A 13,814-nucleotide genomic window follows, 5' to 3' on the forward strand; every position below is an offset into this window, starting at 1 on the left:
CGCAGGAATGGGCTGACAAATAGACCCTGAACCAAGTTCAGGGTGACGGTAAGGGTGCAAAGTTTGGCTCCTTACTCCCCTCCCGCAAGCGGGAGGGGGACTTAGCGACGCCTTCTTCCTTTTTGCCTTATTCCTTCTGACGAATCCAACACCACACCCGCTCAGCCCCGCTCCGCATCGATCAGGCGGCAAGTTGCCACGTTTCGCTCGACTCGCGGCGGTGTCAGGGGCAATAGATTTATTGATTCGGGAAGGACCACAGATTGCATGGCACGTGTTTTAGGCCGCCATTTTCGTTGGATAGCGGTTGCGGTGGCCTTGCTTTTGGGGGCTTTTGCGGTGTGGAGCCTCGTGACCGGATGGACCCCGGCGCGCGATGAATATCCGGTACAAGGCGTCGTTGTTGCAGAGGTTAACGGCACGCCGCAATGGGCAAAGCTCGGGGCGACCGGCGTCGATTTTGCCTATATCACCGCTGTCGAAGGGGCGCGTGGCCGTGACCCGCAATTTGAGGCAAATCTGGATGGCGTAAAGCAAGCAGGCATAAGGTTCGGGGCGCTGCATCATTTCGATATATGCCGCCTGGCGTCCGATCAGGCGATGCTGTTTATCACGACTGTGCCACGCAATTCCGCCGCTTTGCCGCCCGCGGTCCAGCTCGACTTCAGCGAAAATTGCACCAACCGCCCCAACCGCGCCCTCATTTTATCCGAACTCGCGACGTTCCTGAACCTGATCGAAGCGCACAGCGGTTCGCCAGCGATCCTTTTGCTCACGGCAGATTTCGAAAAGGAATATCAGGTCAGCAGCGCGATTGACCGCACAGTCTGGCTGGAACGCAACTGGTTCCTGCCCGATTATTCCGCGCGGCCGTGGGTGATGTGGACAGCCAATACCGGGTTGCGTATGGACGGCATAGAAGGCCCTGTTCGTTGGGTTGTGGTGAGGAAATGACGCAAAATCTTGTAAATGCCGCAATAAAGGCGGCGGCCAATGCCTATGCGCCTTATTCAAACTTTCATGTCGGTGCGGCGGTGTTGCTGGATAATGGCGACATTGTCACAGGATCGAATTTTGAAAATGCCAGCTATGGCATGACATTGTGCGCCGAAACCGTGGCCATAGCGAAGGCCAACAGCGATGGTTTGCTGAAAAATATCGTCGCTATTGCGGTTGCCGGCGGTCCCGCCGATGGCGTCGCCGCCAACGCCGAAGCCATTACGCCATGCGGACGGTGCCGTCAGATCATCAAAGAAGTTGCGGACCTGACGCAGCGCGATATTCCCGTGCATTGTGCGCGCGCCGACGGCTATGATAGCTATCTGCTTTCCGAACTGTTGCCGCACGGTTTCGGTCCGGCAAATCTGAAATAAAGGAAATATATGTCCATATTGTCCGACATCTGGATACGCGAACAGGCGCAAGCGACCGGCATGATCGAACCGTTTGTCGAGGCGCAGCGGCGCGACGGCTGTATCAGCTACGGCCTGTCCTCTTATGGTTATGACGCCCGCGTTGCCGATGAATTCAAGATTTTCACCAATGTCGACAGCTCGGTCGTCGACCCCAAGGAATTTGATCCCAAAAGCTTCGTCGACCGCAAAACCGATGTGTGTATCATTCCGCCAAACAGCTTTGCCCTTGCCCGCACGGTCGAATATTTCCGCGTGCCGCGCGATGTGCTGGTGATCTGTCTGGGCAAAAGCACTTATGCGCGCTGTGGGATCATCGTAAACGTGACCCCGCTGGAACCCGGCTGGGAAGGCCATGTGACGCTGGAATTTTCCAACACCACCCCCTTGCCAGCAAAGATTTACGCCAATGAGGGCGCGTGCCAGTTCCTGTTTCTAAAGGGAGAGCAACCCTGCGAGACAAGCTATGCCGACCGCGCGGGCAAATATATGGGGCAACGCGGGGTAACCTTGCCGAAATTATAACAAGACTTTGAACTGTTGAGAGGATGAACGAGATGACCAAGGCGAGAGAATTCGACATCATTGTCTATGGCGCGACCGGATATACAGGCCGGTTGGTTGCGGAATATCTGAAGGACAAAAGCGGCGTCAAATGGGCGATGGCGGGGCGCAGCGCGGACAAGCTGGCCGAGGTGCGCGACCTGATCGGCGCGCCGGCCGATACGCCCTTTGTTGTTGCCGATGCGTCGGACCCGGCCTCTCTGGATGCGATGGCGAAACGGGCTTCGGTTATTTTGACTACGGTCGGGCCTTATCAGTTGTATGGCAATGAACTGGTGGCCGCCTGCGTCGCCAATGGCACCGACTATACCGACCTGTGCGGCGAACCGGCGTGGATGCGGCAGAAGATTGACGAACATGACGCCGCGGCCAAGGCGTCGGGCGCGCGGATCTGCTTTTCCGCCGGTTTCGATTCCATCCCCTTTGATCTGGGCGTCCTGATGCTGCAGAAACATTGCATCGAAAAATTCGGCGCCCCTGCCCCGCGCGTCAAAGGACGTGTGCGTGCCATGGCGGGCAAATTCTCCGGCGGGACGGCGGCCAGTTTGAAAGCGACGATGGCAGCGGCTGCCAAGGACCCTGCCGTGATCGGCTATCTCACCAATCCATTCAGCCTCGCCAATGGTTTTGAAGGCCCGCTGCAGCCCGCCGGGAACAAACCGGAATATGACGAAAGTTTAGGGAGTTGGGCGACAAACTTCGTAATGGCCCCCATCAACACCAAGAATGTGCACCGCACCAATGCGTTGCTGGGCCATATGTACGGCACCGACTTTGTCTATGACGAAATGATGCTGACCGGCCCCGGCGATGCGGGGCAGCAAGCGGCGGAATATGTGGCGAAGACGCCGATGATCGGCACGCCCGACGATCCAAAGCCCGGCGAAGGCCCGACCAAGGAAGAACGCGACAACGGCTTTTATGACGTGCTGTTCATCGCGGAATATCCCGATGGCCGGACCGCACGGCTAAGCGTTAAAGGCGACCGGGATCCGGGCTATGGCTCCACATCCAAGATGATTTCGGAAACCGCGATAGGCCTGAGCGAAATCGATGGCGCGGGCGGCGTGACGACCCCCGGGGCGGCGCTTGGCGAAGCGTTGGTCTCGCGACTGCAAAACTTTGCAGGACTCACTTTTGCCGTCGAAGGTTAACCTCTTTCAAAGCATAGCCTGTGCGCCTATATCGCGCAGGCCATGCTAGGTCGCCTCTTCAAAAAAACCGCCATTTTGCGTCCGCTCGATACCGCGCGGGTGCCGGACGGCATGCGTGTTTATGCCATTGGCGATGTACATGGCTGCAACACATTGCTGCACGAACTGCTCCGGAAGATCGAAGCCGACGACCTCGCACGGGGGCCTGCCGAAACGCATATCCTGTTTCTGGGCGACCTGATGGATCGCGGTCCGGACAGTTCGGGCGTTATCGAAACCGCGATGGCATTGCAGAAGGCGGGCCGGAATGTCCGGTTCCTGATGGGCAACCATGAAGAAGTGTTCGTGCGCGCCTGCCGCAAAAATGATGTTAAGGTGACGCGCTTCTTCATCCGCATCGGCGGCGAAGCAACGATTTTGTCCTACCCCATTACCCGCAGCGACTATATCACGCTCGACATGGAACAGCTTTCCGAACGTTTGGGCACGCTGGTCCCCCAAAGCCATCTGGAATTTATTGAAAGCTTTGAAGACCAGATCATCATCGGCGATTATGTCTTTGTCCACGCCGGCATCCGCCCCGGCGTCCCTCTGGCCGACCAGAAACCAAGCGATTTGCGCTGGATCCGTGAAGATTTCGTGGATCAACGCGGCGACCTCGAAAAAGTCGTCGTTTATGGCCATACGATTTATGAAGATGTGGAAGAACGCGGGTCCCGCATCGGTATCGATACCGGCGCATATGCATCATCTGTATTAACCGCGATTGCATTGGAAGGTGGCGAACGCTGGTATCTGCAAACATGATGTGCCATAGGAAGCCTATGAAAAAATACATCTTTTTGGCAAGCGCCCTCGCCCTTTCATTTCCCCATCCCGCTTCGGCAGACAATGGGCCCAACCCCGAACGGCTGAAGGCTGATGTTGAAAAACTGGTCAGCTTTGGCACCCGGCACACGCTTTCGTCGGCAACGGACCCGAAACGTGGCATCGGCGCGGCGCGGGCATGGGCAAAGGCCGAATTCGAAAAGATTGCGAAGGCGTGTAAAGGCTGCCTGACGACCGAGTTGATCGAACGCAATATGATCGGCCCACGCGCGCCAAACGGGGTCAACATCGTTGATGTGCTGGCCATAAAGGCCGGAAAGATGGGCTGGAACCACGTCATTATCATCGCCGGGCATATCGATAGCCGCGTGTCCGATGTCATGGATTTCACGCAGGATGCCCCCGGCGCAAATGACGACGGATCGGGCAGCGCTCTGGTTATCGAAGCCGCTCGGGTGATGGCGCAACACCCGCAGAGCGACGCGACAATCATTTTCGCCCTGTTATCGGGGGAAGAGCAAGGCCTGATGGGCGGACGGCTGCTGGCGGAAACCGCCAAAGAGCGCGGCTGGAAAGTCACCGCCATGCTCAACAACGACATTGTTGGCAACACATTGGGCACCGACGGGCGAAAAGTCGACGCAATCGTCCGCGTCTTCAGCGAAGGTATCCGGGCATCTGAAGATATTACCGCCCAAATGGCACGGCGGGGCAGCGGTGGTGAAGATGATGGCCCAAGCCGGGGATTGATGCGCTATGCCGACACTGTGGCGGCGGCCAATCCCGGCATCGGGCTTGATGTATTCGGGGTCCGTCGCCCCGACCGCTTTGCACGTGGGGGCGACCATTTGCCCGCGCTTGAACTTGGCCTTCCGGCCATCCGGTTCACCGTGGGGGTCGAAAATTACCATCACCAGCATCAGGACCTGCGGACCGAAAACGGTATTGAATATGGTGACACTGTCGACAAGATGGATTTCGCCTATCTCGCCAAGGTAACCGCATTGAACGTCGCAACGGCGTCCGCACTTGCCAGCGCCCCGCCCGCGCCTGAATCCGCAACGCTGGGCGGAGCCGTCTCATCGGACACAAGCGTGACTTGGACAGCTGCGCCCGGCGCGGTGCGTTACCGTGTCTATCAACGTCGCGCTGATGCGCAGGACTGGACGCTGGCACAAGAGGTCGAGGGTACGGAAGCGCTTTTGAAAGGCTTGATCGTCGACGACCATTTCGTCGGCGTAAGCTCCGTAGGTAAAAACGGCGCCGAAAGCACGATCACGTTCGGCGGACTACCTCCAAGGAAGTAATATCTGGATCAAAAAAAGGGCGCAGCCTCCTCAGACCGCGCCATTTAGATTCTTTCGGGTGAAAGCGGGAGATCAGGCAACCATCGGTTGTTCCATATCGTCAAGGTCACGCAGCACATAGCCACGGCCCCAGACGGTTTCGATATAATTTTCTCCACCGCAAGCCAACGCCAGTTTCTTACGAAGTTTGCAGATGAAAACGTCGATAATCTTGAGTTCAGGTTCGTCCATGCCGCCATAAAGATGGTTGAGGAACATTTCCTTGGTCAGCGTAGTTCCCTTGCGGAGCGAGAGGAGCTCCAGCATGGCATATTCTTTCCCGGTCAGGTGGACGCGGCTGCCGTCGACTTCGACTGTCTTGGCATCCAGGTTCACCGACAGCTTGCCGGTACGGATAACCGATTGCGAATGTCCCTTTGAACGGCGCACAACGGCGTGAATTCGGGCAACAAGCTCTTCGCGATGGAAAGGCTTGGTCACATAATCGTCGGCACCAAAACCGAACGAGCGCACCTTAGAATCCATTTCGGAAATACCGGATAGAATAAGAACCGGGGTCTGCACCTTGGCGACACGCAATTTCTTCAACACATCATAGCCGTGCATGTCGGGCAAGTTGAGGTCGAGCAATATAATATCATAATCATAAAGCTTACCCAGATCGAGGCCTTCTTCGCCCAAATCAGTGGTGTAGACATTGAAACCCTCGGTCGCGAGCATCATTTCGATGGCCTTCGCCGTGGTTGGTTCGTCTTCAATCAAAAGCACACGCATTGGGCAAACCCCTCTTTGCTTATTGCAACTCCGCAACACCACCAGACCCATCCAATGGTGCGTTGGACTTTATTAACCATAAGGGAAATGAACTGAAAAGGTTAATTTCATATTAACGCAGGAATTCCGGCGAGTCGCACGGTGCCAGACCGGTAAAAAGTGAATCATTTCCATAGACTTGAGCGCCAATCGGGCGGGTGTAAATTTTTTTGGTCCAAATTGGCCACCAGAGATGTGGCAAATCGGCAACAGTGCCGAGGCATTTGCACCAAATAACGCCATGCTTCCTTTACATATCGAAACTATCTAAACATACATAGTATTACTTTGCATATTTTCACGCGAACATCCTGTGCGCGCAATGCATCATGCAAACCAATAAAAGCGCCTGAAACCATAAGGTTAAAGGTAATTTGAATCGTAAAACGGAGAATGATTTCATGAAGAATAGTCGCTATTTCGACGCGTTAAAGGTCAGCAGCGCGGCATTGGCAATCGGCACCGCGCTCGCGTCGGCCCCTGTCATCGCACAGGAAACCGCCGAAGACGCCAGCGAACAATCCGCCATCGTCGTAACCGGCTCACGCATTGCGCGACCTGATTTGAATTCCAACTCGCCGATCAGCGTTGTGACTGGCGACCAACTCCAGGACCAAGGTGTTGTAAACGTCGAGCAAGCTTTGAACCAACTGCCGCAAGTTACGCCCGGCTTGAATGCAAATGTCAACAATGGCGGCAATGGCACAGTCACGGTCGACATTCGCGGACTGGGTGCACAACGGACACTCGTTTTGGTCAATGGCCGGCGTATGGTCCCGTCAAACAATACCGGCGTGGTCGATTTGAACGTCATCAACCCAATGCTTATTGAACGTGTCGATGTTGTAACTGGCGGCGCATCGGCAACTTATGGCTCCGACGCCCTTGGCGGCGTTGTGAACTTCATTCTCAAAAAGGACTTTGAAGGCATCGAACTTTCCAGCCAATTCGGCGGTTCCACTCGCGGAGACAGCGAAAGCTGGACAATTGGCGGATTGCTAGGCGGAAATTTTGCGGATGATCGTGGAAACGCGACCGTCGCCGTTTCGTACACAGATCGTGGCGATTCATTTCAGGCAGACCGCGAATTTTCGCGGATCGATATTTTTGGGGGAAGTGCAACCGGGATCGCCGGACGACTGGATAACCAATTTAGTAATCCGTTCGCAACCAACGCAAACACTGCTTTCAATGCAGACGGATCGGTTCGAAATTTCCGGAACATCTTTGATTTAACCGACCCGACGACCGACCGGTACAATTTTGCACCCGTCAATTATCTGCAAACGCCGCTCAAGCGCTTTACGTTTTCAGCGCTGAGCCATTACGATATTACCGATAGCATCCAAGCGTTCGCAGAAGGCCATTATGTCCAAAGCAATGTAAAGCTGCAACTCGCGGAAACGCCGGCCACTAATATCTTTGTTAATCCGTTGTCGCCGGTTCTCTCCGCTTCGGCGCGTGCCCTTGCAGCGACGCGACCTGATCCTTTGGCACCATTGGTATTCCGTCGCCGGATGACCGAAGTTGGACCGCGGATTCAAACATTCGAATTTGATGTTACGCAATTAACCGCCGGATTGACTGGAAAAGTGTTTGATGGCTGGAATTGGGAAGTATCATATGGCCGTGGTCGCGTTGATAGCGCGCAAAGCTTGCAAAACGATGTTTCGCGTTCGCGGCTGACTTCCGGTTTAAATGGCTGTCCAGCAGGTTCGCCAGCCGGATGTGTCGTTGTTGATGCTTTTGGTCCCGGACGTCTTTCGGAATCGGCTGTCAACTTCATTCGTATCGCTTCGTCGGTTGACCTCTTTGCTTTCAACCGTGATAATGTTCTTGCATCGCTGTCCGGCGAATTTGGCGGATTGCCTGCCGGGGACATCGGCTTTGCGGTTGGCGCCGAATTCCGGAATGACAAGTCCAATTTTGTTCCGTCGGATCAGGCACAGACTGGCGATTTGACAGGCTTCAATGCCGTAAAACCGATTAGTGGTTCAATAGAAACCAAAGAAATATTCGGCGAAGTAAATATCCCGCTGCTTGCCGATGTACCATTCGTTCAAAAACTGACGCTCGCGCTCAAAGGCCGCTTTTCGGACTACTCGACTGTCGGTGGTATCGGGACGTACTCGATTGAAGGCGAATGGATGCCCGTTGACGGCGTGCGTGTTCGTAGCACTTATTCGCGGGCCAACCGCGCGCCTTCGGTATTTGAGCTGTTTCAGGCAGGCGACCAAGATTTCCCTCAAGTAGTTGACCCATGTTTCCGTGGACAACCCAGCGGACTGAAGGGGCCAGTAGCCGCCAACGTGGCGACAATTTGTCAGTTGCAGGGACTTCCAGACCCCAATGCCAATATTCTGGTGCAAACAAACACGCAAATCGAAGCAACCAATATCGGTGATTTGAATTTGTTCGAAGAAACATCGGACACCTTCACGGTAGGCGTTCAGTTTACGCCGCAATTTGCTCCGCGTCTGAATGTTTCGATCGACTATTTCGATATCTCGGTCGATAATTTCATCTCACGTGTGCAAGGCGGTGCATCCGGGTTAGTTGCCAAATGCTTTAGCCAGACAATTGCCAACGCAGCGGAGCTTGCTGCTGATCCGTTCTGCAGCCTGCTTTCGCGAAGAGCAAATGGCGACCTGTTGGCGACTGTACCTTTGACCAACTTGGCCGACATTGGCGAGAGCAATAAACTGCAAACGCGCGGCGTTGATATCTCCTATAGCTATGCCCAACCACTTGGCGATAAAACCACGATAACCTTTGGGGGCAACGTCACCTATCTTGCTGATTACAAGTTCAACGGTGTTCAGCAGGCATCATTTTCAACTCCCGATTTTGGAACCCTGCCGGAATTCAGGGCAAATAATCGCCTGACATTTGACCATGACGCGTTTTCAATCAGCTTGAACTGGCAATTTATCGGGGAGTCGACAGATACAGCGGGCGATCTAAGTGACCCTGCTGGCTTTGCGAAAATCAAACCTGAAAGCTATTTTGATCTGAATGCGAGCTTCAAGGCTTCTGAAAACTTTGAATTTTTTGGTGGCTTGCAGAACATGTTTGATAACCAGCCGCCAATCGTCACTTCAGGGGCGGCCGCGACTAACACGGACGAAACAGTGTATGACGTCATCGGACGGCGGTTCTTTGTTGGAGCAAAGATGAAATTCTAATAACCCCACAAAATCAAATATCAGGGCCTGGAGAATTCCGGGCCCTTTTATTTTTGGGTCGAAGCATTTGGCAGGGACCCCTTGTAACGCGTCGCTCCGCGCACCATTTGTCGGATATTCCGGCGGTCAACTTCCCCGCCGATGCGGACATGAACATGACCGATATTTCAACAGCATTACCCCTTTCCATTGAATCCCGACCCTTTGCCTCGCTCGGCAAACGCGACCATGGGTGGCTGAAACCGAATTTCCATTTCAGCTTTGCCGATTATCACGCCCCGGACCGGATGGGCTGGGGCAATATCCGCGTCTGGAATGACGATGAAATCGCCGCGCAGACCGGCTTTGCCCCGCACTCCCATGACAATATGGAAATCATTACATATGTCCGCGAAGGTGCAATTACGCATAAGGACAGCATGGGCAATGTCGGACGCACGGCGGCAGGCGATGTGCAGGTGATGAGCGCAGGCACCGGCGTGACGCACAGTGAATATAATCTCGAAGATGTGCCTTGCCGACTGTTCCAGATATGGGTGCTGCCGCGCGAACGCAATGTCGCACCCGCGTGGGATCAACGTCAGTTTCCCAAAGGCGACCGGTCCGGAACCTTCAACGTGCTGGCCAGCGGCTATGGCGATGAAGGTGCGCTTTCGATCAACGCCGACGCCCGCGTGCTGGGTGCGACTGTCGCGGCGGGTGCGACGGTGCATCATGATCTGGCCGACGGGCACTTCGCCTATCTTGTCATTGCCAGCGGCCGCGTGCGGATCGACGGCACAGAATATGGCGCACGCGATGGTGTTGCAATTCGTGGCGGCGGAATGCTCGCCATTGAAGCCATCGAAGACGCAGAACTGGTAATGGTCGACAGCGCGTAAACGCCCAAGCCCGTTCGTGTCGAGCAAAGTCGAGGCACCCATAAAGCGCGCGCGGCCGAAAGGTGTCTCGACTTCGCTCGACACGAACGGCTAAGGGTGTGCGTGATATGGCTTACGACCTTCCCGAAGACCTGCTTGAAGAAACGTTCCTCGCCTCCACCGGGCCGGGGGGGCAGAATGTGAACAAGGTTGCCACCGCCTGTCAGTTGCGGGTGGATATATTTGCACTGGGATTACCGCCTTATGCATTCCGGCAATTGAAAACACTGGCGGGGTCCAAAATGACGGTGGCGGGCGAACTTATTGTAACCGCCCGCAACCATCGTACCCGTGAGGCAAACCGTGCCGAGGCCCGGGCGCGCGTCATCGAGCTGATCGACCGCGCGCACATCCGTAAAGCGCACCGCGTTGCGACAAAGCCAAGCAAAGCCGCCAAAGCCCGCCGCGTCGACACCAAAAAGGGCCGGTCCACGGTAAAGAAAAACCGTGGCAAGGTTAGTCTCGACTGATAGGAGGCGCGCATGTACGAATTTGGAATCAACACATCTGCGCCAAAATCCGAATTATATCGGGAGATTTTGCGCTCGGCCGACGCGTTGACGGCGTGCGAGCCCGATAGTGTTGCCAATATGGCAAATGTCGCCGCGTTGCTGTGGGAATATCTTGGCGATGTGAACTGGACCGGCTTTTACCGGATGGTCGAAGGCGAATTGGTCTTGGGTCCGTTTCAGGGTCGGGCCGCCTGCATCCGTATCGCGCTGGGCGATGGCGTGTGCGGTGCTGCGGCGGCCAGCGGCGTGACGCAATTGGTCGACGATGTCCACGCATTCCCCGGCCACATTGCGTGCGATGCGAAAAGCGCATCCGAACTGGTCGTGCCTATCATTCGCGACGGCGAAGTGATTGCCGTTATCGATCTCGACAGTCCGACATTGGCGCGTTTTGATGCCTATGATGCCGCCGGAATAGAAGCGCTTGCCAAGTTGCTTGCCAGCCGCATCTGAAACGAGTGCGTCATTTTGAAACAAGGCGTTGTTTGAACGCGTAATTTACATTCGCGTGCATCGCCATTGCCATCAAAAACTGTTAACAGCCCCTTAACTAAATGCACCGGCCCATTTGGGCACAAACGATGATTGGGGAGTCGTTAACTATGAAATCCGTTTTGTTATCAGGGGCTGCGGCCACTGCACTGCTGTTGGTAGCCACCCCTTCATTCGCGGGCGAATCGGCACCAGCGACCACCAAAACCATCGAGAAAAGCTCGACCGTCATCGTGAAGAACGAAAGCCCGGACCGTACCGGAGACTTTCGTGAACCGGAAATCGGTCCTGAAATGCACCCGAATGCCCAAATTTATAACTGGAACGACGACGCAGTATTCGCGGCACCCGACGGGTCCAGCTACAAATATGACGGCGATTGGGACGGCAAATATGTCGATCCCCGGGGCGACGTGTTTGAAGGCGAATGGACCGGCAAGGTAATCCGGCAGGGTGGTGTGTCTGCACCGGGCTTTCCGATGCCACCGATGCACAACGGTGCCCCCCATGATGCGCCGGAATATGACGAAACCTATGACGACGAATATTATGAAGTCCCATATGGCTATGAAAATTACGAACGGTGCCTGAAAAGCAATGGCTTGAAAGGTGCTGCTATCGGGGCTTTGCTCGGCGGGCTTTTGGGCAATCGCGTTGGCGGCCGCGGCAATCGCACGGGTGGCACTTTGGCCGGGGCCGGAATAGGCGGACTGCTGGGCGTTGCCGCAGAAAAAGCGAACGACACATGCAAAAAAGAACGCCCACGCCGCCCGCGTGGACCGGGATATTATCCCCCGCAATATCAAAACTGGTCACACGGATATTATTATTATCCGCAGGCACCGGTGGTTACGGTAACCGTTCAGCCAGCCGTGACGACAACAACCGTGACCGAAGAAATCTATTATGAAACGGTTCGCTTGGCACCCCGCAAAAAAGTGGTCCGTAAATGGAAAGCGAAACCAAAACCGCGCTGCGTTTGCCGTTGATTAGGGGTAGGCTTTAAACGGCCTGCTCTACCGCGGCAGGTTCGAACCGTTCCCATCCCTCTGGTCCGAGACGTTCCAGCGGGGTGTACCGGATTTTATACTGCATCCGGGCTGCGCCTTCGACCCAATAGCCAAGATAGACATAAGGCAGACCAGCCGCTTTTGCGCGCATGATATGGTCAAGGATAATGTAGTTACCGAGACCGGGACGGCCTTCCACTTCGGGATCGTAAAAGCTGTAAATCATCGACAGGCCGTCGGCTTGCTGATCGGTCAGGCAGGCGCCGACCAACTCGCCCAAGCGGCCAAAACGGCCGGGCGTGCGATATTCTATGACATTGCTGCGAACCGGCGATTGTTCGACCATATCGGCATAGTCCATATCGTCCATATTGGTCATGCCGCCAACAGGATGACGTTGGCCCAGGTACCGGCGCAAAAGATCATATTGTTCAGATGTCGACCAAGGCCGGCATGCGCTGACCACCAGATCGGAATTGCGCCGGATGATCCGGCGTTGCGTGGCATTGGGTTGAAATTCGTTGGTAAGCACCCGCACCGAAACGCATGCCTTGCAGTCAATGCAGCTGGGTCGATAGGCGACATTCTGGCTTCGCCGGAAACCGATGCGGCCAAGCGCATCGTTCAGTTCGTCGGCATGCGGGCCGTTCAGTTCGGTAAAAACCTTACGTTCCGTTTTGCCCGGCAAATAGGGGCAAGGACCGGGGTTCGTGACAAAAAAGCGTGGAAACCTGACGGGTGCGCTCATCGTATAGGGCCCTCAAGACCTAAATTGTTTGTGAATTGATCACATTATATGCACAGATGTCAGTAAAGTGAAAAGGGCGTTTACCATGAAAGTTGTGGAAGCCGGTTTACTTGTTCAATTCGACCCGTTCGACAAGATAACCGGCCGCGTTCAAACCATCAACAAGTCCCTGTAATTGTTCCGCATCGCGCGCTTCACATTCGATGTCGGTAATCAAACCCTTGGCAGGCAGGGTCGTAAAGATACGCTGGTGATAGATTTCGATGATGTTGACATTGTGCTCGTTAAACAGGCGCATGACCTTGTACAAAGCGCCGGGGCGGTCCTGTAACGTCAGGCGCAGGCGCGCGAGTCGGCCCGATCGGGCGAGATCGCGCAGCAGGACATTGGCGAGCAAGCGGGTGTCGATATTCCCCCCGCACAGAACAACGCCGACATTTTTGCCAGCAAAAATCTCCGGATTGGCCATCACCGCAGCAAGGCCAGCCGCACCGGCACCTTCGACCACAGTTTTTTCAATTTGCAACAGCAGGCTGACCGCGGTTTCCAGTTGAGCTTCGCTGACCAAAACGATGTCATCGACCAGATCGCGGATCACTTCGCTGGTAAAGCTGCCGGGTATCTTGACGGCTATACCTTCGGCCAGCGTATCGCCTTCACAGGGCAATTGCTGGTTTTTAAGCAAGGCATACATGGACGGATATAATTCCGCCTGCACGCCGATCAAACCGATATCCGGTTTCAACGCGCGCGCTGCGGTGCCCATGCCCGACAGCAAACCACCGCCGCCGATGGGTACAACCAGCATATCGAGCGATGGTATGCTTTCCAGCATTTCAAGGGCAACCGTCCCCTGCCCTGCGGCAACA

Annotated in this window: 14 protein-coding genes; 11 read left to right on the forward strand and 3 right to left on the reverse strand. The window is 55.2% G+C overall.

The annotated features are described in order from the left end of the window. Positions 1-267 precede the first annotated feature (267 nt). Genes ACKVOS_RS07955 through ACKVOS_RS07980 form a run of 6 tightly spaced genes read left to right on the forward strand, consistent with a single transcriptional unit; the run spans position 268 to position 5,265 of the window. The gene (locus ACKVOS_RS07955; RefSeq protein ID WP_409211482.1) at positions 268-954 is read left to right on the forward strand and encodes a GH25 family lysozyme; all 687 of its coding nucleotides are present in this window, start codon (positions 268-270) and stop codon (positions 952-954) included. After that, positions 951-1,373 (forward strand): cytidine deaminase, encoded by a 423-nt coding sequence (locus ACKVOS_RS07960; protein ID WP_409211483.1) that lies wholly within the window; start codon positions 951-953, stop codon positions 1,371-1,373. Before ACKVOS_RS07955 ends, ACKVOS_RS07960 begins: the two co-directional genes overlap by 4 nt. Positions 1,374-1,382: 9 nt before the next feature. Then, on the forward strand, positions 1,383-1,937 hold the full coding sequence (gene dcd / locus ACKVOS_RS07965; RefSeq protein ID WP_409211484.1) for a dCTP deaminase: 555 nt from the start codon (positions 1,383-1,385) through the stop codon (positions 1,935-1,937). Positions 1,938-1,969: 32 nt separating this feature from the next. After that, complete coding sequence (locus ACKVOS_RS07970; RefSeq protein ID WP_409211493.1) at positions 1,970-3,130, forward strand: saccharopine dehydrogenase family protein; 1,161 nt, start codon at positions 1,970-1,972, stop codon at positions 3,128-3,130. A gap of 42 nt (positions 3,131-3,172) precedes the next feature. After that, positions 3,173-3,937, forward strand: a complete 765-nt coding sequence (locus ACKVOS_RS07975) for a metallophosphoesterase family protein (protein ID WP_409211485.1) — start codon at positions 3,173-3,175, stop codon at positions 3,935-3,937. A gap of 17 nt (positions 3,938-3,954) precedes the next feature. Continuing rightward, the gene (locus tag ACKVOS_RS07980; RefSeq protein WP_409211486.1) at positions 3,955-5,265 is read left to right on the forward strand and encodes a M20/M25/M40 family metallo-hydrolase; all 1,311 of its coding nucleotides are present in this window, start codon (positions 3,955-3,957) and stop codon (positions 5,263-5,265) included. A 72-nt stretch (positions 5,266-5,337) separates the two neighbouring features. Here ACKVOS_RS07980 and ctrA read toward each other — a convergent pair whose 3' ends face one another. After that, positions 5,338-6,039, reverse strand: coding sequence for a response regulator transcription factor CtrA (gene ctrA / locus ACKVOS_RS07985; protein WP_143776146.1), 702 nt, complete (start codon positions 6,037-6,039; stop codon positions 5,338-5,340). Positions 6,040-6,479: 440 nt separating this feature from the next. Here ctrA and ACKVOS_RS07990 point away from each other — a divergent pair, with 440 nt between their 5' ends. From ACKVOS_RS07990 to ACKVOS_RS08010, 5 genes are all read left to right on the forward strand, one after another. Further along, the gene (locus tag ACKVOS_RS07990) at positions 6,480-9,263 is read left to right on the forward strand and encodes a TonB-dependent receptor plug domain-containing protein (protein ID WP_409211487.1); all 2,784 of its coding nucleotides are present in this window, start codon (positions 6,480-6,482) and stop codon (positions 9,261-9,263) included. Positions 9,264-9,427: 164 nt separating this feature from the next. Beyond that, positions 9,428-10,144, forward strand: a complete 717-nt coding sequence (locus ACKVOS_RS07995; RefSeq protein ID WP_409211494.1) for a pirin family protein — start codon at positions 9,428-9,430, stop codon at positions 10,142-10,144. Between the two features lie 107 nt (positions 10,145-10,251). Beyond that, complete coding sequence (gene arfB, locus ACKVOS_RS08000; protein ID WP_409211488.1) at positions 10,252-10,653, forward strand: alternative ribosome rescue aminoacyl-tRNA hydrolase ArfB; 402 nt, start codon at positions 10,252-10,254, stop codon at positions 10,651-10,653. 12 nt (positions 10,654-10,665) lie between these two features. Further along, complete coding sequence (locus ACKVOS_RS08005; RefSeq protein ID WP_409211489.1) at positions 10,666-11,148, forward strand: GAF domain-containing protein; 483 nt, start codon at positions 10,666-10,668, stop codon at positions 11,146-11,148. A gap of 149 nt (positions 11,149-11,297) precedes the next feature. After that, entirely contained in the window at positions 11,298-12,176 is an 879-nt protein-coding gene (locus ACKVOS_RS08010; RefSeq protein ID WP_409211490.1) for a glycine zipper 2TM domain-containing protein, read from the forward strand. Between the two features lie 13 nt (positions 12,177-12,189). Here the strand turns inward: ACKVOS_RS08010 and ACKVOS_RS08015 are convergent, their stop codons facing one another. Both ACKVOS_RS08015 and ACKVOS_RS08020 read right to left on the reverse strand, forming a co-directional pair. Continuing rightward, positions 12,190-12,945: an arginyltransferase gene (locus ACKVOS_RS08015; RefSeq protein ID WP_409211491.1), complete on the reverse strand. Its 756-nt coding sequence runs from the start codon at positions 12,943-12,945 to the stop codon at positions 12,190-12,192. Positions 12,946-13,051: 106 nt separating this feature from the next. Continuing rightward, a partial coding sequence (locus tag ACKVOS_RS08020; protein ID WP_409211492.1) for a pyridoxal-phosphate dependent enzyme occupies positions 13,052-13,814 on the reverse strand: 763 nt, incomplete at its 5' end.

It is taken from the genome of Sphingorhabdus sp., assembly GCF_046154385.1.
GTDB lineage: Bacteria > Pseudomonadota > Alphaproteobacteria > Sphingomonadales > Sphingomonadaceae > Sphingorhabdus_B.

Coding starts and splice junctions, on each gene's coding strand:
- ACKVOS_RS07990 (WP_409211487.1), top strand. CDS start 6,480: ATGAAGAATAGTCGCTATTTCGACGCGTTAAAGGTCAGCAGCGCGGCA.
- ACKVOS_RS08015 (WP_409211491.1), bottom strand. CDS start 12,945: ATGAGCGCACCCGTCAGGTTTCCACGCTTTTTTGTCACGAACCCCGGT.
- ctrA (WP_143776146.1), bottom strand. CDS start 6,039: ATGCGTGTGCTTTTGATTGAAGACGAACCAACCACGGCGAAGGCCATC.
- ACKVOS_RS07955 (WP_409211482.1), top strand. CDS start 268: ATGGCACGTGTTTTAGGCCGCCATTTTCGTTGGATAGCGGTTGCGGTG.
- ACKVOS_RS07970 (WP_409211493.1), top strand. CDS start 1,970: ATGACCAAGGCGAGAGAATTCGACATCATTGTCTATGGCGCGACCGGA.
- ACKVOS_RS07975 (WP_409211485.1), top strand. CDS start 3,173: ATGCTAGGTCGCCTCTTCAAAAAAACCGCCATTTTGCGTCCGCTCGAT.
- arfB (WP_409211488.1), top strand. CDS start 10,252: ATGGCTTACGACCTTCCCGAAGACCTGCTTGAAGAAACGTTCCTCGCC.
- dcd (WP_409211484.1), top strand. CDS start 1,383: ATGTCCATATTGTCCGACATCTGGATACGCGAACAGGCGCAAGCGACC.
- ACKVOS_RS07960 (WP_409211483.1), top strand. CDS start 951: ATGACGCAAAATCTTGTAAATGCCGCAATAAAGGCGGCGGCCAATGCC.
- ACKVOS_RS07980 (WP_409211486.1), top strand. CDS start 3,955: ATGAAAAAATACATCTTTTTGGCAAGCGCCCTCGCCCTTTCATTTCCC.
- ACKVOS_RS08010 (WP_409211490.1), top strand. CDS start 11,298: ATGAAATCCGTTTTGTTATCAGGGGCTGCGGCCACTGCACTGCTGTTG.
- ACKVOS_RS08005 (WP_409211489.1), top strand. CDS start 10,666: ATGTACGAATTTGGAATCAACACATCTGCGCCAAAATCCGAATTATAT.